The sequence below is a fragment of the Mariniphaga sediminis genome (assembly GCF_003573545.1).
Taxonomy (GTDB): domain Bacteria; phylum Bacteroidota; class Bacteroidia; order Bacteroidales; family Prolixibacteraceae; genus Mariniphaga; species Mariniphaga sediminis.
Genome location: NZ_QWET01000009.1, coordinates 133444 through 159505, shown reverse-complemented (window position 1 = coordinate 159505; position 26062 = coordinate 133444). Strand labels below are relative to the sequence as shown.

At 41.6% G+C, this 26062-nt stretch carries 24 protein-coding genes; 14 read left to right on the top strand and 10 right to left on the bottom strand.

Annotated features, from left to right (window positions below; genetic code table 11):
- Nucleotides 1–139: 139 nt before the first annotated feature.
- The 3 genes from D1164_RS13745 to D1164_RS13735 all read left to right on the top strand — a co-directional run bounded on the left by D1164_RS13745 (nt 140) and on the right by D1164_RS13735 (nt 4795).
- Nucleotides 140–2611, top strand: a complete 2472-nt coding sequence (locus D1164_RS13745; protein ID WP_119350568.1) for a T9SS type A sorting domain-containing protein — start codon at nt 140–142, stop codon at nt 2609–2611.
- Between the two features lie 193 nt (nt 2612–2804).
- The gene (locus D1164_RS13740) at nt 2805–3707 is read left to right on the top strand and encodes a prephenate dehydrogenase (protein WP_119350567.1); all 903 of its coding nucleotides are present in this window, start codon (nt 2805–2807) and stop codon (nt 3705–3707) included.
- Nucleotides 3704–4795, top strand: coding sequence for a chorismate mutase (locus D1164_RS13735; RefSeq protein WP_119350566.1), 1092 nt, complete (start codon nt 3704–3706; stop codon nt 4793–4795). The genes D1164_RS13740 and D1164_RS13735 overlap by 4 nt, the downstream gene beginning before the upstream one ends.
- Before the next feature lie 54 nt (nt 4796–4849).
- On the opposite strand, the gene D1164_RS13730 is transcribed toward D1164_RS13735, so the two are convergent.
- The 4 genes from D1164_RS13730 to D1164_RS13715 form a co-directional block, all read right to left on the bottom strand.
- Nucleotides 4850–6250 (bottom strand): aldehyde dehydrogenase, encoded by a 1401-nt coding sequence (locus D1164_RS13730; RefSeq protein ID WP_119350565.1) that lies wholly within the window; start codon nt 6248–6250, stop codon nt 4850–4852.
- Entirely contained in the window at nt 6220–6639 is a 420-nt protein-coding gene (gene rnpA / locus D1164_RS13725) for a ribonuclease P protein component (protein ID WP_119350564.1), read from the bottom strand. Before rnpA ends, D1164_RS13730 begins: the two co-directional genes overlap by 31 nt.
- Before the next feature lie 61 nt (nt 6640–6700).
- Entirely contained in the window at nt 6701–7450 is a 750-nt protein-coding gene (locus tag D1164_RS13720; protein ID WP_119350611.1) for a uroporphyrinogen-III synthase, read from the bottom strand.
- Between the two features lie 22 nt (nt 7451–7472).
- Nucleotides 7473–8474, bottom strand: a complete 1002-nt coding sequence (locus tag D1164_RS13715; protein ID WP_119350563.1) for a DUF4271 domain-containing protein — start codon at nt 8472–8474, stop codon at nt 7473–7475.
- A 103-nt stretch (nt 8475–8577) separates the two neighbouring features.
- On the opposite strand from D1164_RS13715, the gene D1164_RS13710 reads away from it, so the two are divergent.
- Together D1164_RS13710 and D1164_RS13705 are read left to right on the top strand one after the other, a co-directional pair.
- Nucleotides 8578–10218, top strand: a complete 1641-nt coding sequence (locus D1164_RS13710; RefSeq protein ID WP_119350562.1) for an AMP-binding protein — start codon at nt 8578–8580, stop codon at nt 10216–10218.
- 21 nt (nt 10219–10239) lie between these two features.
- The gene (locus D1164_RS13705; RefSeq protein ID WP_119350561.1) at nt 10240–11157 is read left to right on the top strand and encodes a TIM barrel protein; all 918 of its coding nucleotides are present in this window, start codon (nt 10240–10242) and stop codon (nt 11155–11157) included.
- Between the two features lie 307 nt (nt 11158–11464).
- Here D1164_RS13705 and D1164_RS13700 read toward each other — a convergent pair whose 3' ends face one another.
- Nucleotides 11465–12052 (bottom strand): hypothetical protein, encoded by a 588-nt coding sequence (locus D1164_RS13700; RefSeq protein ID WP_147372188.1) that lies wholly within the window; start codon nt 12050–12052, stop codon nt 11465–11467.
- A 254-nt stretch (nt 12053–12306) separates the two neighbouring features.
- Here D1164_RS13700 and D1164_RS13695 point away from each other — a divergent pair, with 254 nt between their 5' ends.
- A complete protein-coding gene (locus tag D1164_RS13695) occupies nt 12307–13014 on the top strand; it encodes a 2-phosphosulfolactate phosphatase (RefSeq protein WP_119350610.1) in 708 nt (235 codons plus the stop codon).
- 57 nt (nt 13015–13071) lie between these two features.
- Nucleotides 13072–14265 (top strand): MalY/PatB family protein, encoded by a 1194-nt coding sequence (locus D1164_RS13690; RefSeq protein WP_241558290.1) that lies wholly within the window; start codon nt 13072–13074, stop codon nt 14263–14265.
- 44 nt (nt 14266–14309) lie between these two features.
- Here the strand turns inward: D1164_RS13690 and D1164_RS13685 are convergent, their stop codons facing one another.
- From D1164_RS13685 to D1164_RS23785, 5 genes are all read right to left on the bottom strand, one after another.
- The gene (locus tag D1164_RS13685; protein WP_119350559.1) at nt 14310–15065 is read right to left on the bottom strand and encodes a LytR/AlgR family response regulator transcription factor; all 756 of its coding nucleotides are present in this window, start codon (nt 15063–15065) and stop codon (nt 14310–14312) included.
- Nucleotides 15046–16110: a sensor histidine kinase gene (locus D1164_RS13680; protein WP_172594459.1), complete on the bottom strand. Its 1065-nt coding sequence runs from the start codon at nt 16108–16110 to the stop codon at nt 15046–15048. Before D1164_RS13680 ends, D1164_RS13685 begins: the two co-directional genes overlap by 20 nt.
- Before the next feature lie 77 nt (nt 16111–16187).
- A complete protein-coding gene (locus D1164_RS13675) occupies nt 16188–16982 on the bottom strand; it encodes an SDR family NAD(P)-dependent oxidoreductase (RefSeq protein WP_119350557.1) in 795 nt (264 codons plus the stop codon).
- Nucleotides 16972–17433: a DUF2062 domain-containing protein gene (locus D1164_RS23790; protein ID WP_172594458.1), complete on the bottom strand. Its 462-nt coding sequence runs from the start codon at nt 17431–17433 to the stop codon at nt 16972–16974. Before D1164_RS23790 ends, D1164_RS13675 begins: the two co-directional genes overlap by 11 nt.
- On the bottom strand, nt 17430–18065 hold the full coding sequence (locus D1164_RS23785; RefSeq protein ID WP_172594457.1) for an SRPBCC family protein: 636 nt from the start codon (nt 18063–18065) through the stop codon (nt 17430–17432). Before D1164_RS23785 ends, D1164_RS23790 begins: the two co-directional genes overlap by 4 nt.
- A gap of 432 nt (nt 18066–18497) precedes the next feature.
- Here D1164_RS23785 and D1164_RS13665 point away from each other — a divergent pair, with 432 nt between their 5' ends.
- From D1164_RS13665 to D1164_RS13635, 7 genes are all read left to right on the top strand, one after another.
- Entirely contained in the window at nt 18498–19082 is a 585-nt protein-coding gene (locus D1164_RS13665; RefSeq protein WP_206611009.1) for an RNA polymerase sigma factor, read from the top strand.
- Nucleotides 19072–19578 carry a hypothetical protein gene (locus D1164_RS13660; RefSeq protein ID WP_119350555.1) on the top strand — a complete coding sequence of 169 codons (507 nt, stop codon included), beginning with the start codon at nt 19072–19074 and terminating at the stop codon, nt 19576–19578. The genes D1164_RS13665 and D1164_RS13660 overlap by 11 nt, the downstream gene beginning before the upstream one ends.
- A 22-nt stretch (nt 19579–19600) precedes the next feature.
- Complete coding sequence (locus D1164_RS13655; protein ID WP_119350554.1) at nt 19601–20701, top strand: DUF4097 family beta strand repeat-containing protein; 1101 nt, start codon at nt 19601–19603, stop codon at nt 20699–20701.
- Nucleotides 20702–20876: 175 nt separating this feature from the next.
- Nucleotides 20877–21593: a head GIN domain-containing protein gene (locus D1164_RS13650; RefSeq protein WP_172594456.1), complete on the top strand. Its 717-nt coding sequence runs from the start codon at nt 20877–20879 to the stop codon at nt 21591–21593.
- A 7-nt stretch (nt 21594–21600) separates the two neighbouring features.
- A complete protein-coding gene (locus D1164_RS13645; RefSeq protein ID WP_119350552.1) occupies nt 21601–22236 on the top strand; it encodes a hypothetical protein in 636 nt (211 codons plus the stop codon).
- A 281-nt stretch (nt 22237–22517) separates the two neighbouring features.
- Nucleotides 22518–24275, top strand: coding sequence for an ABC transporter ATP-binding protein (locus D1164_RS13640; RefSeq protein WP_119350551.1), 1758 nt, complete (start codon nt 22518–22520; stop codon nt 24273–24275).
- A complete protein-coding gene (locus tag D1164_RS13635; protein WP_119350550.1) occupies nt 24259–26022 on the top strand; it encodes an ABC transporter ATP-binding protein in 1764 nt (587 codons plus the stop codon). Before D1164_RS13640 ends, D1164_RS13635 begins: the two co-directional genes overlap by 17 nt.
- Nucleotides 26023–26062 lie beyond the last annotated feature (40 nt).

The following is a 26062-nucleotide window of genomic DNA, read 5'->3' as shown; positions in this document are numbered from 1 at the left end:
ACACAGTAGTTTGAATGGAGCACCTTTTTTTTAGAAATTGAAAAGTGGCTTTTGATTGCATGATGGATTTTAAAATCCTATTTACTTTCAAACCTTTATAGTGTTATTTTTGTATATAGTTTGAAAGAAATATAGAATCATGTCAAAAACACTCATTACACTGATTTTTTCGTTGGTAGTTGCTTCTGCCATAGGGCAAAAACTGTGGCAGAAGCAAGGTTTTAAGCCTCCACCATCGGTTTGCTATGCGTCGGATAAAACGGAAAAGGTCTTTATTCCGCCGCCGGCCGGGGTTTTGAATTTACTCAAATCTGCTGAAAAGAAATCGGACATTATAGTTAATTACAGTCTCTTTCCTACGGAGGCAATTAAGGCTTTTGAGCATGCTGTGAGTATTTGGGAAGGATTGATAGAATCGCCGGTTCCCATCTATATCCAGGCCAACTGGCGGCCGCAAGGGCAAAATATTCTGGGTAGTTGCGCACCCGCCGATTTTGTGAAAGATTTTGAGGGTGCTCCCCGGAAGAATATTTATTATCCGGTAGCACTGGCAGAGAAAATAACAGCGACCGAGTTAACGGGTCCGGACCAGCCTGATATGGTGGCTGACTTTAATGAGGATATCATCTGGTATTTTGGCATTGATGGGAAAACACCGAGGTTGCGTTATGATTTTGTTACAGTGGTTTTGCATGAAATAGGGCATGGTTTGGGTTTCACGGGTTTCTTTTATGTAGAAAACCAGTCGGGAGAATATAGTTGGCTGGATTTGGGGGATGCTTCTTCGTTCGATAGGCTGGTTGAAAATCTTAACGGGGATCAACTCATTAACACGTCTGTTTTTGCCAATCCTTCTGCTTTATTAAAAGATGCACTGGTTTCCAATATGCTGTATGCCAACAGTCCGGTAGTATTGGCTGATGACGAAAACAGGCCACGGCTTTTTGCCCCTTCGGAATGGGACAACGGCTCAAGTATTTATCATTTAAATGATGCCACCTACCCTTCAGGTACCATAAATTCATTGATGACACACTCAATGGGTAAGGGCGAAGCTATTCATGACCCCGGTCCGTTAACAATGGGTATCATGGCTGATATGGGATGGAAAAGTATGTACATTGATTTTGCGCCTCCAAAAGACAAGGAACTGTTGGAAACGATTCCGTTTGAGGTAAAGATTACCAGCGACTACCTTTTGGATACCGCCCAGCTTTTTGTTGTGTTGTCGACCGATTCGTTTGCTACCCCTCCCGACTCTCTTCCCCTGTTGGTAAATGAAGCCGGGCTTTTTGAGGTGCAATGGATTCCGCCTACCGGAACCGAAACCGTTCAGTATTATATTAGTGCAGAAGATGAAAAAAGCAGGGTATTCAACAAACCGTCGGAAGCACCTCTTGAGTTTTTTACATTGAATTTTGGACCTGATACGGAAAAACCTGTCATCTGGCACGAACCCATTACTTATTTTTTCGATACAGGAAATAATCTGCGTATTTCTGCGCAGGCTGATGATAACCTGGGAGTAGATACGGTGTATGTGGAATACTCCGTTAATGGAGCAGAGCAGCTCACATTTGGCCTTGCTCACGACTCTGCAACAACTTATTCGGCCATTTTCCCATTTGAAAATAACCTTTTGAATGATGGAGATGAAATTGCTTACAATGTGGTAGCACGCGATGCATCGGTTGCCCAAAATACACGGATACTTCCTGTAGAAAGTAAGTTTTCTTTCAAGGTGGAAAAAATGTATGCTCCCATTGCAGGGTACATTAACAATTTTGACAATACCACAGCCGATTTTATTCTTACTGATTTTGATGTTTTTACGGCTGACGGTTTTGAAAACGGTGCACTCCACAGCCCCCACCCTTATCCAAGTCCCGAAGAGGATAACGAAGAGTTTAATTTTTCCACCATTTTAAAGTACCCCATCATCCTGAACGAGAATGCGTCTATGACTTTTGATGAGATTGTATTGGTTGAACCCGGTGATGAGGACACTTTTTTTGGCGATTTTGGATTTTGGGACTACGTGATTGCAGAGGGAAGTAAAGACAAGGGAGAAACCTGGCTGCCTCTGACTGACGGCTATGATTCCCGTGAGTATACTACCTGGGAAAGTAGCTATAATGATTCAATATCAGGGATAAATTCGACCACGAAAGGTTCGCCCGAATGGTTTATTAACCGGGAAATAGACATGCTCGAAAACGGGAATTTTTCAGTGGGAGATACCGTGATTATCCGTTTCCGGCTTTATTCCGATCCGTATGCACATGGCTGGGGATGGGCGATCGATAACCTTCGGGTTCAATCGCCGGTATCAGTTTCACAACCGGTTCTTTCACCAGGCAACATACTGGTTTATCCTAATCCTTTTTCAAAATCGTTCCGCGTTCTGACCGAACCTGAGAAGCCGGTTGAAGAATTACAATTCGATGTTTTTAACATGTATGGGCAAAAGATACAATCGGTTTTACTTCACTATGTAGATGCACCGGTAACTACTGAAATCGAGATTGGAAACGGGATGAGTGGAATCTATTTTCTCGTGGTAAAGGAAAATGGAAGGCAGGTTTTCACAAAAAAAATAATTCACAATTAAAATAAAAAGCTATCTTTGCTTCCAAATTGTAAAAAAAAGCATTCAATAATGAACAATACTTCTTATTACTGGTATTTTTATTTTGGTTCTGGAAGCATCGGGATCAACCAGTAGGGTATTGTTATAGTTAAAAATATTTTACAAGAGGTCCCGGAGTTTCCGGGGCCTCTTGTTTTTTAGAACAGTTTGAAAAATGAAGATAACAATTATTGGACTTGGTTTAATAGGCGGTTCGTTTGCCAAGGATTTGAGACTGGCTCGCTTTGCTACCGAATTCGTCGGTGTTGAAGCCAACAAGTCACACGCTCAGGAAGCGTTGAAACTGGGGTTGGTTGATCGGGTAGAACCATTGGAGAAAGGAATAAAAAATTCCGACCTGGTTATTATTGCCATCCCGGTAGATAAGGAACTGGAAGTTTTGCCTGCGGTACTTGACGGAATCGATCGGGGAACCACGGTGACTGATATGGGATCTACCAAAAAAGTGATCACTGAGTTGGTGAAAAGTCATCCTCGCCGGAACCAATTTATTGCGGCCCATCCTATGTCGGGGACTGAAAATTCGGGACCGACGGCAGCGATCGAGGGCTTGTTTAAGGGGAAAATAGCCATTGTCTGTGATCAGGAAAATTCAGGACCACAGCATCTTGCCCTGGTCGAAAAAATGTTCCAGGTTTTAGGTATGGACATCGCCTATATGTCTTCTGACGAACAGGACCACAGTACTGCATTTGTTTCACATTTGCCCCACGCGGCCGCATTTGCGCTTGCCAATGCGGTTCAGGACAAAGAAGATCGCAGTATCATTTTCGATTTAGCCAGCGGAGGTTTTCGCTCTACCGTGCGACTAGCAAAGAGTTCATGCTCCATGTGGAAACCCATTTTTGAACAAAATTCTCACTACGTGGTTAACTCTCTCGATGTTTATATTCAGCATTTACAGCAATTTCGCGATTGTATTAAAAACAATCAGTTTGATAAGCTGCAAGACCTGATTCTAAATGCCAATAAAATCAGAACCATTCTCGAAGGAGAGAACCCGCACTTTATAAAAAACGAAGAAAAAATTGTCAAACTTTACACGAAACAGCAATGAGTACAAAATTCGAAATTAACCCCATAAAAGAATGGCTCCCTCACATTAATAATCCGTTGCTTATTTCGGGGCCCTGCAGTCTCGAAACGGAAGAGCAAACACTTGAAACAGCTAAACTGCTGGCTAAAGATCCACGTGTTTTTGTTTACCGCGGAGGTGTTTGGAAACCCCGAACCCGGCCCGGGTCATTCGAGGGCGTCGGTTCCATTGGGTTGAAATGGTTACAGTTGGTAAAAAAAGAAACCGGGCTCCCGGTGGGAACTGAGGTGGCAAACGCACAGCATACTGAAGAGGCACTGAAAGCAGGGTTGGATGTATTGTGGATAGGCGCCCGTTCTACTGCCAGCCCTTTTGTGGTGCAGGAAATAGCCGATGTGGTTAAAGGAAGTGATGCTGTGGTAATGATAAAAAATCCTGTCAATCCTGATATTCAGCTTTGGGTGGGTGCCGTTGAGCGGATTTACCAGGCAGGAATAAAAAATATTGTGGCTATACACCGGGGGTTCACACCTTTCAGGGATACTGTTTTCCGCAATTATCCCAACTGGAAAACGGTGATTGAACTGCGCCGGTTAATACCCAATCTTCCCATTATTTGTGATCCCAGTCATATCGCAGGCAAGCGTGAATATCTTTTTGAAATTTCACAGAAGGCATTTGACATGGGAATGGAAGGTCTGATGATTGAATCACATATTGATCCTTCGTGCGCTCTGAGTGATGCGGCCCAGCAACTTACTCCTGCTGATTTGGGGAAGCTGCTCGACAGGCTGGTTATCAGGCACGCGACAGCCAACAATCCTGAATTCGACAACCGGCTCGAGTTGCTCCGTAGTCGTATCGATGTTATTGACTCAGAGTTGCTGGAGATGCTGGCTTCCCGGGTTGAAATTGTAAAACAGATTGGGCAATACAAAAAAGATAACAATGTAACCGCCCTGCAAATTAACCGTTGGAGTCAATTAATGGAAAACAGGGTAAATCTCGGAAAGAAGCTTGATTTGAACGATACTTTTGTGAAAATTCTTTTTCAGCTCATTCATGAAGATTCGGTCAGAATGCAAACTGAAATTATGGACAAAGAATAATTTATGTATTAGAATATCAGGCAGACCCGGGAGTATTTCCCGGGTTTTTTTGTATTAGCGAAATAAAAATTTCATCAAATTTAAAACCCAACTTTTGTAAGGAGGGTAACGTAATGGTAAATCAAATTTAGTGGATGTATGCATGACAGAACGCTCGTGGGAAAAAACTTCGAAACTGCGTTTGCCATGATAAGAGCCCATCCCGCTATAGCCAACGCCACCAAATGGCAAAGACAAGTTGGAGAAATGAATAACCACATCGTTTATCATCGCATCGCCAGAGGTTGTTTTTTTTAGAAATTCTTTTTGTTTTTTACGGTCTTCTGAAAAATAGTATGCTGCCAGCGATTTTTCTCCCATTTTTATGTGTGAAAAAACTTCGTCCATATCCCGAAAACTTAGCACAGGCAAAACCGGGCCAAATATTTCATCTTTCATTGCGGCAGAATCACCCGTAACACCGGTTAAAATGGTAGGAGAGAAATAGTTGGTTTTCGCATCAAATTCACCCCCGTAATAAACCTCCGAATCTTTCAGTAATTCAGATAGCCGGTTAACCGCCTGCGGATGAACAAGTCTTGTAAAATCGCCGTTCTTTTGCGGAAAGCTGGAATACATATTTTCGATTGACTTTACCAGTAATTTCAGAAACTGCTCTTTAACCGATTCGTGAACAAACAAATAATCTGGCGCTACACACGACTGGCCTCCGTTAAACAGTTTTCCCCAAACAATTCTTTTGGCCGCAACGTTAAGATTTGCGTCATGGTCAACAATAACCGGGTTTTTTCCACCCAATTCGAGTACAACCGGTGTGATGTATTTTGCTGCGGCTTGTAAAACAATTTTTCCAACCCTCGAACTTCCGGTAAAAAATATTTTATCCCAACGAAACGAAAGAAGTTCACTGCTTACTTCCGCGCCGCCCTGTATAACGGCTACGTATTCATCGTCAAATACCTCTTTTATTATTTTTTCGATGGTATTAGCTACCTGTGCTGTGGATTCCGATGGTTTTAACACAGCCACATTCCCGGCGGAAACAGCCCCGGCCAGGGGAGCCATTGTCAGCATAAAAGGATAATTGAATGGACTGATAATTAAAACCTTCCCATGAGGCTGCTTATGGATATAGCTTTTGGAGGGAAAGGCATGCAAAGGCGTTCTTGCACGTTGAGGCTTTACCCATTTTCTCAGATTTTTTATATGCTGTGAAAGTTCGTACTGTACCAATCCAACTTCCGAAGATAAAGCTTCAAACCCGCCTTTGCCCAGATCTTTTTTAAAAGCAGCTATTAGTTCTGCTTCGTTTCTTTTTATGGCTGTTTTTAATTCCTTTAGTTTTTTAATGCGGAATTCAACTTCCAATGTGGCATGTGAGCGAAAGAATAAATCTTGTTTTTGAATGATCTGGTTTAGGTGTTTTATTTCTCCGTCAGAGTGATTTTTGTACATCTTAATAATGCTTTTTTCATAGATTGTTCGATGGATTTATAATCCAGAATTTCTTTCCCGATAAAAATAATAAAAATTGCCCATTGAGTGTCTGCTCCGGTTTCAAGCAGAGTGTGTTTGTTTAATCTGTAAGCTTCTTTCATCCTGCGTTTTAAAAGGTTTCGCTTAACCGCATTTTTAAAACTTTTTTTACTAACCGAAAAACCAACCTGTACTTTATTTTTAACAGGCAGTTTTGTGTTTAAATAAACAATTTTCAGCGGGTAAGATAAAAACGATTCACCTTCTGAAAAGAGTTTATTAATTATTATTTTACTGCGAAGCCGTTCTTCTTTTTTTAAAGTGAACCTGCGATTTTGTATATCAAACGTTGGCAGCGTTTTTTCCATTTTAGATTAAAAAAGGCCATCCACAAAACGGACAGCCTCTCAAAGTTACATATTTTTCTTCTTAGGTGTTTTTATTCACATCTTTAATGTATTGCTCCAGGGCCATAGTCATTGAAGGGGCCTTGGGAGTAGGAGCTTCAATGTCTAGGCGCAACCCGGCTTCATGCACAGCCTGGGCTGTTGTGGGGCCAAAACAGGCAATCCTCGTGTCATTTTGGCTAAAATCCGGAAAGTTTTGGAACAACGATTTGATTCCTGAAGGACTGAAAAATACAAGGATGTCGTAATTTACATCCCGCAAATCAGATAAATCGCTGCTTACCGTACGATACAAAATGGCTTTGGTGTAATTAAACTTGCCTTTGTCGAGCAACTCCGGAATTTCCTGTTTGTGGATGTCTGAAAGCGGCACCAAAAACTTGTCGTCTTTGTGCTTTTTCATGATATTGATTAAATCGGAGAACTTCCCGTCACCATAGAAAATTTTACGTTTACGGTAAACAATGTATTTCTGCAGGTAATAAGCTGTAGCTTCAGAAATGCAGAAATATTTCATGGAATCGGGAATGGTGAGCCGCAGATCCTGACTGACCCGGAAAAAATGATCGACTGCAGTCCGGCTGGTAAAAATAACAGCTGAATGATCCAGAATGTGAATCCGTGTTTGACGGAATTCTTTTGCTGTAATACCTTCAACCTGAATGAATGGCCGGAAGTCAATTTTCACATTGTTTTTCTCGGCCAGGTCAAAGTAAGGTGATTTTGCCGTCGCTGGCTCTGGTTGTGAAACTAGGATACTCTTGATTTTCAAAATTCGCTTCTTTAAGTTTAAACTAATACCCACTCACTTGTACCACCAAAATCTTGTAAAGTAAAACCAAGGGTAAGAATTCAAGGGTACAAAAGTATAAAAACAGATAAAATATTGAAAATTGTTTCTTTAATAAAATTATGAACCCCCTTGAAAGCAATAAAAGATAAAAGGAGATAAACACAAATAATCCAATGGCTATGGGTAATAAAACAGAAGAGAAGGGATAGAACGCAATAACAGTAACCACGGGAAAAAGGACTAAACCTGTTACGCGGTTAAAATTATCCATATTGAACAAGAATTCTCCCGTTTCACTCTTTTTTTCAATCAAAATTCCCATGAGCCTGTAGACCATTTTTTTCGCAGAAAAATAAACCAGTACCAATGCCAGACTGAATAAATACTGGTAATTTTTTTTCCAGGGAAGATCAATTCTGAAATAATCCAGCAATTGAAAAACAAAAACCGAAAAAACCAGGTAAAATAGAACGTCGAGCCAGAATGCCCCCTGCAAAACGGAAGAGTTTTTTTCCTGAAATATGCGGGAAGAAGTGGAATAGTTTACCGTAGAGTGAAACAAACTCCCCATGTATTTGTCCCAGGCAGTTCGTACCAATGCCAGTAGAACCAACACCACCATGAGTAAAAGAGTGAGCCAGTCGTAATTTTCACGGTTTATTCGCCGTACAGGCAACCGGAATCCCTGGTTTTCCATTTTTAATGATGAAGCAAGTTCAATTTCACCTCGTGGCAACATATACCGCGAATCCCCCACCAAAAGTTTTTTCTCACGCTGCCACCACCAGTAACGCAACTGTTCCCTTGTTGGGGGAGCAGGCCGCGATGAGGCCTCAACGGTATCCGTTTTTTGTTCCGTCGTGTCGCGGGGGGCGATTGGCATAATCGGGATGGTTTGCGAACGTTCAATATTCAATTTTCCGGTTTGGGGTAAAATAGGCAGATTCTCCAAAGGATTTGCGCCCTTTGTTGTGTCTTGCTGGTATGTAATCCTGTTGTCCATAGTTTTTCCCGGCACAAAGATACCAATTGATTGATTATTGTATTGAAAACAGTGCGTGTAGTTGCTATTTTTTCTACATTTGAGCAAACAAAACTTCAAAAGGATGTCAGGTTATACATTATCAAAGCTTTACACCGAATCGTTTCAAAAGAACTGGGATAGCCTTGTTTTCTCGGATTATGAAGGCAAGGATTTTAGGTACAAAGACATTGCTGAAACCATCAAATCGTTGCATCTGTTTTATCAGCTAACGGGTTTGCAGAGAGGCGATAAAATTGCCGTTCTTGGTCGTAATTCGGCTCATTGGGGAGCGGTTTTTCTGTCTGCTCTTTCGGCAGGAATTGTTATTGTTCCTATTTTGCCTGATTTTAACGAGAGCAATACCAATCATATTATTAACCATTCGGAATCGAAACTGGTAATTGGCGCAAAACCGTTACTCGAAAAAGTAGATTTTGAAAAGGCAGAAAAATTACAGGCGGTTCTGGTGTTGGAGGATTTTACGCTTCACGCCGCCAAAGATGAAAATACCCAATTCAAACTGGATGATGCTTTTCAATATTACAAAGAAAATGAGCTGAAAAAGGAAGCCTTCAGTTTTGAAAACTGGGAAAGGGAAGAGACCTGCATTATTTCGTATACATCGGGAACTTCCGGCTTTACCAAGGGGGTTATGATTCCGGAAAGGAGTCTGGTCTCAAACATCGTTTTTGCGCAGGATCACATGCCACTGCAGCCCGGCCATAAAATTGTATCTTTCCTCCCGATGGCACATGTTTACGGGTTGCTGTTCGAATTTTTATTTCCGGTAACCCTGGGGTGCCACATTACCTTTTTGAGCCGCATCCCTTCGCCGGCCGTTATTACAAAAGTGTTTGGTGAAGTGAGGCCTCACCTCATTCTTTCGGTGCCACTGGTTATCGAAAAGATTTACAAAAAGAGGATTTTGCCTTCCATTGAAAAACCTCTCGTTAAAGTTTTACTGAAAGTGCCCGGATTGCAAAATGTAATTCTGAAAAAAATAAAAGAGAAACTCACCGAAACATTTGGCGGACGGTTCTTCGAAATTGTAATTGGCGGGGCGCCGCTGAGTGCGGAGGTCGAACAATTTTTCCGGCGTATTAATTTCCGTTTTACTATTGGTTACGGGATGACGGAATGTGGGCCGCTCATTAGTTATGAGGCGTGGAATAAAACCTTGCCCTCATCGGCAGGCCGCTTGGTGGACAGGATAGAAGTGCGTATCGATTCGGAAGATCCTCATAATGTGGTGGGCGAGATACAGGTGCGCGGGGAAAATGTAATGACCGGCTATTTCAAAAACGAACAGGCCACCAAGGAGGCATTTACCGATGATGGATGGCTTAGAACAGGCGACCTTGGAATTGTGGATAAAGACAATTTTGTTTTTATCCGGGGGCGGTCGAAAAATATGATACTGGGTCCGTCGGGGCAAAATATTTATCCGGAAGAGATTGAAGCTAAAATCTGCAACCTCCCCTATATGGCAGAGTGTGTGGTTACCGATCGCCAGGGAAAACTGGTTGCCAAGGTTTACCCCGACTTTGAAGCCATGGAAGCAGATAAAGTTTCGTTGGAAGAAATGCCTGAAATAATGGAAGAAAACCGGAAAAAATTGAATGCAGAACTTCCAAAATACGAGCAGGTCAGTACATTTGAATTGGTGAGCGAGGAGTTTGAAAAAACACCCAAAAAGAATATTAAACGATTCAAGTATATTTAACCCAATTAAATACGTAAAGAGATGGCAAATAATTCGCGAAGGGATTTTTTACGAACAACAGTTGCAGCAACTGCAGGAACTTTGGTTATTTCACCGGCTATGGCCGGGTTGGTAGCCAAAAGGGCACCCTTTGAAATATCATTGGCCGAATGGTCGTTCCACAAAGCTTTATTTGCAAATGAAATGACGAATCTGGATTTTCCGAGAGTGGCAAGAGAGCTTGGTATTGGCGGTGTTGAGTATGTGAATCAGTTCTTCAAGGACAAAGCCCGGGATAACAATTACCTGGCCGAGTTGAAAAAGATATGCAAAAACGAAGGCGTTACAAGCGTGTTGATTATGTGTGACGGGGAAGGCATGATGGGGCATCCTGAAAAGGAAGAACGCATTAAAACCGTTGAGAATCATAAAAAATGGATTGACGCTGCCAAATTTTTGGGATGCCATTCTATTCGCGTAAACGCAGGAAGCAAGGGCGGTTTTGAGGAACAACAAAAGTTGGCGGCCGATGGGTTGCGCATGCTTTGTGAATATGGCGACACCCGGAAAATAAATGTTATTGTGGAAAATCATGGCGGTTTATCCAGTAACGGCGAATGGCTGGCAGGTGTTATGAAAATGGTAGATCATAAACGGGTAGGTACTTTACCCGATTTTGGGAATTTTATTATCAATCGTCAGACCGGTGAAGAGTTCGATCGCTACAGGGGAGTTGAACTCCTGATGCCTTATGCCAAAGGAGTGAGCGCCAAATCGAACAATTTTGATGAACAGGGAAATGAAACCCGTTCGGATTATTACCGGTTAATGAAAATTGTAAAAGACTCGGGCTACAAAGGTTGGGTTGGTATTGAATACGAAGGGAGCGAATTGCCGGAAAAAGAAGGGGTTATTGCAACCAAACGCCTGCTTGAAAAAGTATTTGTAAGTCTGGGGTAGGAAAAGCCGGTATCCGGGCTTTTGTTAACCGGTTGTTAAACCAGTATTCTATCGAAACAAAAAAGCGTATAAAAACGTATTTTTTAATGTTTTGAGCAAACAGATATGAGGTGGACTTGATGAATTGATTGGTTGAGGTTTTGTTCAAGGCAGAAGAGGTATAATAATTATTTGTATTTCAGGGATTAAGCGGCGGAATTTTTCCGCCGCTTTTTATATACCCTTTTTGTTTCTGTTTTCTTGTTGGATAATAAAAAAGGGCTCTGCCACCAAAACAGAACCCTCTACCTTTTCTCCATTTTCTAGTCTATTTTTCTACGTTGTATGTGTATTCATTGTTGATTGAGCTCAAAACTATTTTGTATGAACCGCTTTCCAGTTTGGAGAGGTCATACCCTTTGGTGATGTTAAAATCATCGCCTAGTTTTGTTTCGTAAACCAATCCTTTACTGTCATTGTAGAAATACAACTTTACGTTTTCATGGTCGAAGTTCAGATACGAAACTTTCAGTTGGTTACCACTGAAATCAAAATACGGAGCAAAGCGTACTTTGGATTCACCTACTTCAATCCCTCTGCCTGAAACCTCAAAGTTGTTGTAAACCTTGGTGTCATTCACCTTCAGATTTAAAACATATTGCCCCGCCGGCAGATCTTTAAAGTCGTAAACCTGCCCGTAATCGGTAATTGGTTTATCTGTTTGTTTATAGTATACCACATTACCGTTAGCGGCTTCAATACTTACTTCAAAATAGGCGGGATTTTCGTTTGTAATTGCCACAAATGCCTTTTCTGCATTGAGCGGAATTACGTTCAATTTGGGCTTTTCAACTGCTGTTGTCATTGCTGCAATGGCAACAGCTAAAATTGTCATTGCTAATTTAATTGTTTTCATAACCATTCGTTTTTAAGTTTATATGAATGTCGGTGCAAACATACGGGGTTTTTTGAAATATGCTGTAAAACATACATTAAAACTACATCAAATAAATGTAAATTTAATACCTGATTTTGTTGTTTAACTTAACATTAATTTTAAATTTCTTAAAATCAGTGTCTTGTATTTTTATCGATGCTCTTATCAAATATCATGCCCCGATTTGTTTAGATATGTTAAGTTATTTTTATTTAATTTGTAAAAACGTAAAAATGGAAGTTCAGATATTACAACTACTTGACGGAGCGAAGGAAGCAAAAGGATTGACGGTGATAATCGATGTTTTCCGGGCTTTTTCAACAGCATGTTATGCTTTGGCGGAAGGAGCTGCTAAAATTATTCCGGTAGGAAACATTGAAAATGCCTATCAGTTAAAGGAGCAACATCCGGATTATATTTTAATGGGCGAACGCAATGAAATGAAGCCCCACGGATTTGATTTCGGGAACTCGCCTTCGCAACTAATTGGTTCAGAGCTTAAAGGGAAAACATTGGTGCATACCACCAGCTCGGGAACCCAGGGAATTGTAGCTGCCGGGCATGTACCTGAAATAATTACCGGAAGTTTTGTCAATGCCGGTGCCATTATCAGTTATATTAAAAACCGGAAGCCTGAAATGGTTTCCCTGGTTTGTATGGGATATGCCTGCGAGTTTCCTACCGATGAGGATACATTATGTGCCGAATATATCCGGAACGAACTGAAAGGGTTGTCCAATAATTTCCCCCAAATGGTTGAAATTATCCGGAAGGGTTCCGGGGAGCGGTTTTTTGAACCGGAAAAGCAGGAGTGGGCGCCAAAGGAAGATTTTGACCTTTGTTTGGACCTTAATCGTTTTGATTTTGTTTTGAGAGCGGAAAAGGAAGGTGAATTCAGTTTCCTGCGTAAAATTGATGTGGCAGGCGGAATATTGCGGTGAGAGGAAACGTTTTTCATCTCAGTTACAGTTTCCGGTGTGAGTGTTTAATGAATCTGAATGACAAAAAAAATAGGAATGAAAAGATATGATTTCGATGAAATTATTCCCCGTGAGGGTACCCATTGTTTAAAATATGATGCAAGGGAATGGATGTTTCACACTAACGATGTGCTGCCGCTGTGGGTAGCGGATACTGATTTCAGAACACCTGATTTTATTGCAGAGGCCATAAAAAATCGGGCGGAACATGAAATTTTTGGGTACACGTTTAAACCCGACTCATACTATGAAGCGGTTATAGGGTGGATGAAACGGCACCATAACTGGGACGTGAAGAAAGAGTGGATTTTGTTTAGTCCGGGAGTGGTATCCGGCCTTACTCTCGCCATCGAAGCATTGTCGAAACCCGGTGATGGGGTGGTGGTACAGCCGCCGGTTTATTTTCCGTTTTTCGATTGTGTAAAAGGTACGAAACGGAAATTGGTAGAAAACCCGCTGGTGTTGGAAAACGGCAGGTACACCTTTGATTTGGATGATTTAAAGGCGAAAGTAGATAAAAATACAAAGTTGCTGTTGTTGTGTAATCCACAAAACCCGGGAGGCATGGTTTTCACCCGTGAAGAGTTGGAGGGACTCGCTAATTTTTGCCTTGAAAACGATATTGTAATAATTTCTGACGAAATTCATTCCGACCTGGTGTTTAGTGGGCAGAGGCACATTCCTTTTGCCTCAATTTCGGAAGAGACAGCTAAAAATTCGGTCGTTTGTATGGCGCCCAGCAAAACCTTCAATGTGGCCGGTCTTTCCTCGTCACTGGTAATCATCCCTGACAAAACCAAACGCGGCCGGTATGAACGAGCCCTGAACATAGGTCATCTCGGTATGGGAAATATTTTTGGCACGGTAGCGTTGGAAGCTGCTTATACCCATGGCGACGAATGGCTGAAGCAGTTGCTCGACTACCTTTGGGGAAATTACCTTTTTTTGGAAGATTTTTTCAAGGAACACCTTCCGAAGGTAAAAGTAATGAAACCGGAAGCCACGTATCTGATATGGCTTGACTTCCGGGAATATGGAATGAATGACAATGAGCTTTTTAAATTCACTGTTGACAAGGCGAAAGTAGGCCTGAACAATGGCGGAAAATTCGGATCGGGCGGAGACGGCTGGCTGCGGCTGAATATAGGTTGCCCGCGCAGTGTGCTGGAAGAGGCATTAAAAAGGTTGGCCGGGGCGTTTGGTACATTGTAATGTAGTGGAGAAACTACATTTTGTAGCGCAATGTTTCTGTTGTTCTACCGGTCGAGCCACAGCTTGAAATCTTTGGCGCGCTCACGGCTTACAATTATATCTTCCCCTGGTTTTGGATTGATCTCAATTTTGAACCGGCTATTGAACCAGGTGTGAATATTGCGAATACTCTCAATGTTTACCACATATTTCCGGTTCGTTTGGAAAAACGTATCCGGATCCAACAGCGCAGAAAGCTGATCGATGGAATAGTTTATTGCAAACCGATCATTTTCGAATGTTACGGCAAAAGTCAGCCCGTCGTCATAAATGAACCAGGCAATATCTTCGCTTTTGACAGAACGAAACCGGTCGCCCAGTTTTATCAGGAATCTCTTTTTTATTTCAGGCTTTTCCGGAAAAACAATCTTTTTCAGTAACTCACTTTCGGGGGGAAGAAATATTTCCCTGAAATTTTTGAATTTATCTAATGCATTTTTTATGTCCTGGTAATCATAGGGTTTTACAATGTAGTCAATGCTGTTTACTTTGAATGATTTTAGTGCATACTCGTTGTAGGCAGTTGTAAAAATTACGGGCACCTCTATTTTTACCTCGTCAAAAATTTCGAAACAATTTCCGTCATTCAGTAAAATATCCTGGAAAATTAAATCAGGCATCGGGTTGTTTCTGAACCACAAAATGCCCTGCTTTACCGAACCGATGACCTCAAGTATTTTAATCCGGGGATCGTACTTTTCCAGAAGCCGGATTAGGTGCTGGGCTGTATGTTTTTCATCTTCAAACAATAAAACGTTCATAGTCAGAGTAGTTTAGAGACGGAATTTTGACGATAAATTCAGAATCTGTTTTCAGTATAATCACCTTCTGCCCCGATACCAGTTCGTACCTTTTCGAAATATTTTTTAATCCCATTTGTGTTGAAGGTTCATTTTTTACCCGGAGGTTTAGATTGTTTTTTACCACTATAAATTTTTCCTCCCTGTCAATGGTAATTTTTAAGGGGTTTTCCGGATTGCTTTTATTGTGAATAACCGCATTTTCCACCAGAAGCTGCAGGGTTACCGGTGGAATGTAGGTGTTCTCCACAAAGGGTTTTTGTAATCTGTTTTCAAGAAAGACACCTTCTTCGAAACGGGTTTTTATAAGAAAGAAATAGGCATCCAGAAACTCCAGTTCTTCGGAAAGTTTTACCAGATGAAATTCATTCTTTTCAATAATATACCGCAACGTTTTCGACATTTTTACAATAAATCCGGAGGCTAAATCGGCATCATCGTAAACAAGGGAAGAGAGCACGCTGAGGCTGTTGAATAAAAAATGGGGTTCAATCTGGGCTTTCAAGGCTTTGTACTGGGCCAGGATACTTTCTTTTTCCAGTTCACGTGCCTTTAATACCTCATTCTGGAAACTTTGTTGCATTTCGAAATACCCGTCAAAACCCAGGATTATCAGATAGATACTTGTTAATGCAATGGTCAATTCCGGGTTGAAAAATGAATTGTGCTCCCAGTGCCCCACATCTTCAAACAGATAAATATCTCCTATGCGGTAAAAATGATTTAACGAAAGGGAAAGGATAAATCCAAGAATCGCATGCAGGAAGGTTAAAACGGCAATTTTTACACGTATTCTGATTACATGCTGCGTTAGTTTTTGAAAAAAGCCATTAAAATAATCGGCAGTTTGCCAGATAAACATACCGTAGGTCATAAAAAACAAGGAAAACAGCAGGCTGCGAAAATTCAGCTCAAAAGGTCCTCCGGGAAATGATAAATCAAAACTTTTTATCATAAGATGAATAAGAAAAACCACCCAGAAACGTAACCAGATTTTTTTTATCATCCTCATCTGAATTATAATAGAATAATCATTGTTTTGAAAGCACAAGATAACTTTTTCCCACTGATTGTTTAAAGGAATCACATTGATTCTTTCATTTCGTTCTGAAGCGCCGAACGCAGAATAATGAGCCGCAGCCAAACCGGTACTATTTTCAGGGTTAACCAGCTCAGTTTATTCATTAGACCGGGAATGATTAACTCGTCGTTTTTTAATAATTGCCTGATGCATATTTTGGCCACTTTTGCTGCTGACAGGGTGGTGCTCCGAATCAGCCGGTTATGGCGCTCAATTCTGCGGGTTACTTCTGCATTGGTTTTCATTCCTCCGGGATGGGCCACGCTCACTACAATACCTGATCCCTTTAATTCAGCTCCGAGCCCCCGGGAAAAAGAATATACAAATGCTTTTGAGGCCGGATAAATTGTTTTAAATGGCATAGGACCGAAAGAGGCCATGCTGGAAATATTCAGGATGTAAGCTTTTTTTTGACGTTTCAGCGCGGGTAAAAGTAGGCGGGTAAGCAAAACCAGCGCCCGCATGTTGAGTAAAATAATCCGATCAATGTATTCGGGCGTGGCTTCCAAAAAAGGTTTGGTCCCACCAAGCCCGGCATTGTTGATTAAAATTTCGATTTCCAGTTCAATAATTTTCTTTACGAAATCTTCCACGGCGCCCCATTGCGTCAGATCGGTTTCAAATGTTTTTACTTTCACGCCAAACCGGAGCGATAAACCCAGGCCAAGCCGGGCTATCTGTTCGCCGGGTAGTGCAGCTAAAACGAGGTTTTTCCCCAGGCGGGCGCATTCGGTTGCCAGCTCCTTTCCCAGTCCGGTACTGGCCCCGGTAATCAATGTATATTGCTCAGTTTTCATATTTCATCCTGTTTTTTCGGGTAAGGACAGAAAGTGATATGTAGTAGCCGAGGAACATGGCAAAGACTCCTGTGATAGCTCCGCCCAAAAGCAACGACAAAAAAACATCGGAGCCGGCATCCATAACGGTTTTGGCAAAATTCAGGTTTATGCGGTCGGGGAGCCGGAAGGAAGATTCAATTCCCAGTATTTTTTTACCCAGCCAGTAGTTAAATGCAAACACAAAAACACCGGTTGCCAGATTGGTGTTAAACACACCGGCAACGGCTGCCATTCTGTTATAACGCAGGAAAGTAGCTAACGTAGCCGAAATCAGCATTTGGAAGCCGGGAAACGGGAGCATTCCCACAAACGAACCCAGGGCAAAGCCGCGGGCAATCATCTTGGGATCTCCCTTCAGGTTAAAAAGCCGCTTAAATCCGTTTTGTTTTTTGATTGTTTCTGTTTTCATTTTGTTTCCGCCAGGTGTTTTAAATCGTGAAATGAATCGATAAAAAGATTTTGAATAACCGGATCCTGGATAAACCTCGGAAAAACAGGCTTGGTGAATGAAACAACCCGGTAATCTACTTCGGTTGTTCCGTCTTCTGCAGAAATGAAGTGCCATTCTCCCCGGTAATTTTCCATCCGCTCCACGCCTTCTTTTTTCGGGAAGAATTGTGGATCCGCAGAAATTGAAATACGCGTGCCGGAGGCAGTTTGCCGTACAATATGCCTGGTTACCAAATCCTTTTGTTTTAGCGGCCAGGGGTAGCTCATGAGGGCGTAAGTAACCCATTCCGAGTTGTCCATCTTTGTTATCCGGCATTCCTTCACTCCCACTGCCCACAGGAAATAACTTTGAGGGTCATAAAAATGTGCCAGGATTTCAGGAACTTCTGCCTGGATAAAAAAACGGGCGCGCATTTCGCGGGTTTTTACCGAATCAATGGTCACCCAACGGTAATATACAGAGATATCCTCCGATTTCCTGGCAAGGCTCCATGTTTCATTGTTCCCGCTTTTGCTCTCTTTTGCCATTGGTTTTGCTGAAGCAGACAATAGCAGGAGCATTATCAGGAATGTTGCTTTCTGTTTTCGCATACTGAATTGTTTTCTGTTTTCACGCCTAAAATTATCCTGCTTTACCTTTTGGGGGAAATGAATTTCTGTGAAGCAGCAAGTTAATTGCTGAACTGTAAAAAATAGTCGCTAAACTGTTTTCATGTTCTTGTGAAAAAGACAGAAAAATGTTGGGAACGTGCGTTAATTTGTGTTAAAAGCGGACAAGACAGGAAAGATGAGTAGAAATGCTTTTGTAACCCTTTAACCGGTAATATTTTAGATAGGATTTTACAGCAATTAAGATGAACTTGCGTATTTTTGGCAAGACGCAACATTAGTGATAGCGTGAAACATCTAAGTGTAAAAAACTTGTAAAATGCTTTGGGGTGTATTCCTGAATCAGATACAAGTTAACAGCAGAATTGCAACCCTTTATTTTTTCTTTTGTCATTATTACGGAAAATTTAAAAATTGGGAGGGACAGAACATATACATCAGAGGTTAATTGAAGCCTGTAAGAGGGGGAAAGACAAAGCCCGGTTTGAGCTCTATCAATTGTATTCCAGGGCCATGTTCAACGTGTGCTACCGGATGATGAACAATCGTGAAGAGGCTGAAGATATGTTGCAGGAAGCATTTATACAGGCTTTTACAAAGCTTGATACATTCAGGTATGAATCGAGTTTTGGAGCGTGGCTAAAAAGGATTGTTATAAATACTTGTATCAATGCAAAAAACAAAAGAAAGGTGGAATTGACTTACTCCGAAGAAATATTCAATTACGACCAGCCTGAGACCGGAGAAGACGAAGAGGAACTTCAATTTACGGTGGCTGGTGTAACCCGGGCGATGGAGCTGCTGCCCGAAAGGGGCCGGATGGTTTTTTCACTTTACCTGCTGGAAGGATACGATCACGGAGAAATTGCCCAAATTATGAACATTACAGAATCGACTTCGAAGAGCCAGTTTATGCGAGCGAAACGACATATTGTGAAGATATTGAAAGAAAATACAGGAGGGATTCCTTTGACAAAAAACAAGGATTATGGAAACTGATCGATTGGAAGAATTTGTAAGGAATAACAGACGTGGGTTCGATCAACTCGAACCTTCACAGAAAGTCTGGGAAAATATTTCAGCCGCCTCAAAAAAAACGAAAACAAGGCGTTTAAATGTATACCTGCTCAGGGTAGCTGCCGTATTTATCGTGGTGTTGGTTACATCTGTTATGTTGTACAAATCAACCATTTTATCTCCAGGGTATTCCGAGATAATTGATGATCCGGAGATGCGTGAGTTAATGGAGGCAGAAACCTTTTACGCCCAACAGGTAAGCGGGAAACTGAAAGAGATTAGAAAGTGCTACAGCACGTTTCCTGAATTGAAAGTGGAAATTGAATCTGATCTCACAGAATTAGAGTTTATGTACAATGAATTGAAAAATGATCTGAGAGAGAATATTTCGAACAAGGCTGTTATTGAAGCCATGATCGACAATAACAGGAAGCGTCTGAAACTGGTTGACGAAGTACTGGATCAAATTAATTGCTAATAGAATAGGAAAGGTAAAAATAATGAAACAACTTAAAATTGGAGTGGGTCTTTTGGTTTTGGGCTGGTTGGTACCTGTTTCGCTGTTTGCCCAGTTTACCGAAACCAAAGAAATTTCCAAACGATTTCGGGTTAGCCCGGAAACGAGAATAGAAATTTCCAATAAATACGGTAAAATCGAGTTAAAAACCTGGGAAAAAGATTCGGTGGTTGTTGAAATTAGAGTGAGGGTGGAAGAGAAAAAGCAGTCGAAGCTCGAAAAATCGATGGACAAGATTGATTTCGAATTTACCAATAGTCAGCATTTTCTGATAATCCGTACTGAAGTGGGGGAAAACAGCAGCACCATGGAAAAAGAATTTTTGCGGTTTAAGGAAACATTGCTTCAGGCGGGAGGTGGTAATATGGAGATCGACTATTTGGTGAAATTGCCAAAAACGAATACACTGAAAGTGGAAAACAAATTTGGAGATATTTTTATCGGCGATTACCAGGGCGAAGTTGAGATAGACCTTTCGAACGGAAACCTGAAATCGCATGACTTTTCAGGCAGGACAAACATCACGCTCAATTTTGCCGATGCAACCATCAATGAAATAAAAAACGCACGCTTTAATTGTAACTACAGCGACCTGTACATTAAAAAAGCAAAATCGTTACGGATAACCGGAAAATCATCGTCTTTTGAGATACTCGAAATAAATGAACTTTATGCTGATTCCCGTCGCGACAAATATAGAATCCGGCTTGCCGATATGGTGGAAGCACGGGGTAGTTTCTCCAATTTCAGGCTGAATGAATTAAACGACCGGTTAACGTTAAGAGCTGAATACGGCGATTTGGATATTGAAAAAACGGCTTCGGACTTCACCAACATATTTATCGAATCAAAATCTACAGATATTAATCTTTGGTTTCATCCTGAAACTGATTTTGGATTCGAAATTACCCATACCAAATCAGAGGTGAACACCGATCGTGAAATTGAGATTGAAGAAAAAGAAACACTGGATGAAAAGGAAGGTAAGGTAAAGCTTTCCGGGTTTTTCAACAAGAAGGATGACAGTATGAAAAAGCTTTTTATAAATGCCAACTCAGGCGAAATCAATATATTCTCAAAATAGAAAGAGCATTTTTTTATTTTTCGTGCAACCCTTTTAAAAAATAGCTGTCACTAAAACAGAAACAATTTAAACGGAAACATTTTGCTTTGAAGCCATGAAAGGAACCATGGGAGAAAAACTGCTATCCACTGTGGTAAATTCCATTGAGTACCATGAAAAATTAAAACAATATGAGATGAAAACAATTAAACTATTAATTTTTAGTACAGTTACCTTTTTTGCGGTAACCGGCTGCGTAGATGATTTAATAATCAGGGGGAACGGGATAGCAGCCACCGAAGGGAGAATTACCCCTGATTTCGAAAAGGTTAAGTCGGAAGGTGCTTTCGATGTTCATATTACAAAAGGAGATGAATTTGAGGTTGTGGTCAATGCCGAATCAAATCTTCTTCAGTACATCGAAACCCACGTGAAAAATAACACTCTTCGAATTTACACTTCCGGCCTGCATAGTCTGAACAACCGTTTGCCGATGGAAGTTTACGTTACAACCCCCTACCTGGAAGGGATAACACAAAGCGGTTCAGGTACCATTTCAACGGGCTATTTTACCGCCGAACATTTTGATGCAGTTATCTCCGGCTCGGGAACCATTGAAACCTATGTTGAGGCGGCTTCTGTAGATGCTGTGATTTCCGGCTCGGGCGCCCTTACAATTTCCGGGGAGGCTGAAGTTGCTGACTTTTTGTTGAGTGGTTCAGGCGAAATGGACGCCTGGGATCTTGACCTTCATGATTGTGACGCAACCATTTCCGGGTCAGGAGATATTTGGATTCAGGTAAGCCATTACTTAAAAGCGGCAATATCCGGGAGTGGTAATGTTTTTTATAGTGGTTCTCCCAGCATAGAGACTCATATTTCGGGTTCAGGAGATATTATTCGACAAAATTAAGGATACGATGAAAAAATTTATGATTTTACTTTTGTCTTTACTGGCAATTAATTTTATTTCTTCCGCACAGGAGGATGAACGCGGACATGAAATTGAGACCCTTTTTTCAGACCAGAAAAGCCTGGGTTTTTATGGTGCGTTTTCGGTAGGCTATTCACAGATTGGCGGTGAGGATGCACTGGTTACAGGAGGCCGTGCAGCTTTAATTTTTAATCATTCCACAGCCCTTGGACTGGCAGGCTACGGGTTCATAAGCAACCTCGATGATCTTATGGAGGATGAAATCCAAAACTATGCATTAACCGGCGGCTATGGAGGTATTTTTATTGAGCCTATTGTGGGAGGGTTGAAACCTGTTCATGTGTCATTTCCCATCCTTTTCGGAATAGGTGGTGTTGCACTCATAGAAAACTACAATTACGGTATCCCGGAACATCCTCACTGGAGAACCGACTATATTGAACACGATTTGATTTTTGTTATAGAACCTGCAGTGGAACTTGAGTTTAACCTGGCACGGTTTTTCCGAACGGCTGCTACATTGAGCTACCGGTATACTTCGGATGTTCAATTGCCTCACACAAAAAAAGATGCATTGCGTGGCGTGCACGCCGGATTGACATTCAAATTTGGGAAATTTTAAAAATAAGGATTTTGAATCAGGCGAATGAAAAAAATGTATCATTCGCCTGATTCACTATTTTCTATTTCAAACACGCAGCATAAAAGCAGATAACTTTTTTCCTGAAAACTTGTTATTAATGCCGGATTGAATTTCAGATTCAGATGTTTTTGAATCGATAATCCGGCCATTAAAATTTATTGGTTATAAGGAATCATTCTTACATTCGCCGATAAATCCATGCAAAGTTCATTTTTTACATTTTTCTTTGCAGAACAAAAGTTTTAGAGGAAAACAGGACAATGGAAGACACGAGAAACAAGCAAAAAACCACTTCCGGAAAAACAAAATCGGGGTTACTGGCCTTATTGAAACCCTATATGTCCATGATTGTGTTGCTGGTGGTTTTTGCTTTGTTGGGAAACGGGGCGAACCTCATCATTCCCAAAATCATTTCCTACGGTATCGACGCTTATACGGATGGTCAGTTTGTGTTGAAAAACGTTGTAGTTGCATTTGTTTTGGTTTCTGCAGGTATTTTTCTTTTTAGCTACCTGCAGGCGATTATTCAAACGTATGCTTCAGAGCGGGTTGCTTTTGATCTTCGGAAAAAACTTTCTGATAAAATATCGCGCCAAAGCTTTTCTTTTATCCGGGAGTCGAACCCGTCGAAATTGTTGACGAACCTGACTTCAGATATAGATTCGGTAAAAATGTTTGTTGCCCAGGCGGTGGCTTCCATTATTTCATCGGTGTTCATGATTATTGGCACCTGTGTCCTTATGCTCCTCATCAACTGGAGACTGGCTTTGTCTGTTATTTTGATGATTCCGGTAATTGGGTTCGCATTTTATTTTGTGTTGCGAAAAGTTCGGGTTTTGTTTAAAAAGAGCCGGGAAATTATTGATCGTCTCAACCAGGTGATAAACGAAAGTATTTTGGGGGCTGCTATTATAAGGGTCATTAATTCTCAGCAACTGGAATACGGAAAATTTCTGGCAACTAATACGGAAGCGAAGAAGCTGGGGATTTCTATTCTCACTTTGTTTGCTACACTGATTCCGATTATCACTTTTGTGGCTAACCTGGCCACTCTTACGATTTTGGCGCTGGGGGGGCATTTTGTTATCAACGGGAGTTTGTCGTTGGGTGATTTTGCTGCTTTTAACAGTTATGTTTCTATGTTGGTCTTTCCCATTATTGTAATCGGTTTCATGAGCAATACCATTGCCCGGGCTTCTGCCTCATATGAACGGATTGATCAGGTTCTGAAGAAGCCTGAAACCCCGGGAACAGGAACGGACACTACTCCGCTGCAAGGGAATATAGAGGTAAGAAACGTGACTGTTTTGTATGATGATAAACCGGTGCTGAAAGATGTTTCGTTTGCAGTAAAAGCAGGTTCGCGAACAGCCATCATAGGACCAACAGCAGCCGGGAAAAGCCAGCTGCTCTACCTGCTTACCGGGCTCATAAAACCTGACTCAGGAACCATTGAGTTTGAAGGAATATATAGTCAGGATTTTCAGAAAGAGTCTTTTCATCAACAGATTGGGTTTGTGTTTCAGGACAGTGTGCTGTTTAACCTGAGCCTGCGCGAAAATATTGCTTTCAGCAATACCGTAACCGATGAATCGCTGGCAAAAGCCATTGAAACAGCTGAACTAAAAGGGTTTGTTCAGTCCTTGCCGCAAAAGTTGGATACTATTGTATCGGAGAGGGGCACCAGCCTTTCAGGAGGGCAAAAACAGCGAATTATGCTGGCCAGGGCGTTGGCACTCAACCCGAAAATATTGTTGCTGGATGATTTTACGGCGCGCGTCGACCAGCAAACCGAACAAAAGATACTGCATAATGTGTTGAATAATTATCCTGATTTGACACTCGTTTCTGTGACTCAGAAGATTGCACCTGTCAAAAATTTTGACCAGATTATTATGCTGATGGAGGGCGAAGTGATTGAAACAGGTAGCCACGAAACATTACTGGCTACCTGTCCGGAATACATCCAGATTTATAATTCTCAACAGAGTACCAGTCACTATGAATTACAATCTTAATTTCGAAACAGAAAATAAAGCAAAGAAACGATCCACTTTTGCATCGTTAAAAAGTCTGGTGGTACACCTGGTGGAAGAGAAAAAAATGTTGTGGACCGCATTTAGTGCCATGTTGATTACTGCTTTACTCACTCTCGCCGGACCCATCATCATCGGTCATACAATCGACACATATATACGGGCAAAACAATTTGATGGTGTCCTTCTGTTTAGTGGAATTTTGCTGATTATGTATATCGTTGCGGTGGGTGCCGGCTACCTGCAAACCAAGCTGATGGGCACTGTGGGGCAGCATATCCTGTTTGCCTTGCGGAATGCTGTTTTTAATAAACTTCAGGAATTGCCCTACGACTTTTTCAATCAGAATAAAGCCGGCGATCTGATTTCACGTATCAATAACGACACCGAAAATATAAACCAGTTTTTTTCTCAGTCGTTGATGCAGTTTATGCGTTCAATCCTGATAATGATTGGAGCCGGAATTTTTTTGCTGTCTATCCATTTGCCCCTGGGGGCGGCAACGCTTTCCCCGGCTATTATTATCTGGATTTTTACACATTTTGTATCCCCCTGGGTAAAGAAGAGAAATGCGGAAAGTTTAAAAAGTACCGGGAATCTCAGTTCTGAAGTGCAGGAAAGCCTGAGCAACTTTAAGGTGATTGTGGCCTTCGACCGGCGCGACTACTTCAGAAAGAGGTTTGCAGAAGTGAACCGCTATAATTATTCAACTTCTGTTAAAGCGGGTGTGGCCAACAATCTGTTTATGCCTGTTTACACCTTTTTGTCCAATATGGGGCAGCTCATAGTACTCGCCTTTGGCATTTACCTGATTACCCAGGGAAGTTTTACCATCGGGCTTTTAATCAGCTTTATCGCTTATGTTACCAGTTTTTATAACCCGTTGCGCCAACTTGCCTCGTTGTGGGCCAATTTCCAGTTGGCGCTTGCTGCCTGGGACCGCATCCGGAAAATTCTGACTCTGGAGAATAATATGCCCGTTGTTGCAGATCGGGAAAGTGTAACTTCTTCATCATTGCTCGCTTTTAAAGATGTTTCATTTTCATACCCTAACGGCACGGAAGTTCTGCACCGTATAAGTTTTGAACTGGAAAGGGGAAAAACATATGCCTTTGTCGGACCTACAGGCGGAGGAAAAACAACCACTGCTTCCCTGATAGCTCGTATTTACGATCCCTCCAAAGGTACTATATTGCTCAACGGCTGCGATATTCAGTCCTACCCGCATGAAGAGCGCGTAAAAAAAATCGGGTTTATTCTGCAGGAACCTTTCCTCTTTAGCGGTACCGTTAGAGACAATATTTTGTATGGAAATGAAGCATACAGGGAATACAGTAACAAGAAACTGGCCCAGGTTTTTCGTGACACCGGGCTGGAAAAACTACTGGAACGGTTTGACCGCGGATTGGATACAAAAGTTGACGATACGGGTGATGGCATTAGCCTGGGACAAAAACAGCTTATCGCTTTTATGCGCATTGTACTTCGCCAGCCCGATCTGCTCATTCTTGATGAGGCTACTGCCAATATTGACACCATAACTGAAAAACTGCTGGACAAAATTTTGCAAAAGCTCCCGGCCTCTACTACCAAGGTCATCATAGCGCATCGCCTCAATACCATTGCCAATGCCGACGAAATTTTCTTTGTCAACTCAGGAAAGGTAACCCGTGCAGGCTCACTCGAAGATGCCGTAAACATGTTGATGCGCGGAAAGATGGCCAGCTGACCGGAGTATATATCTTTTTAGAAAACTTTTTTTAACAGAA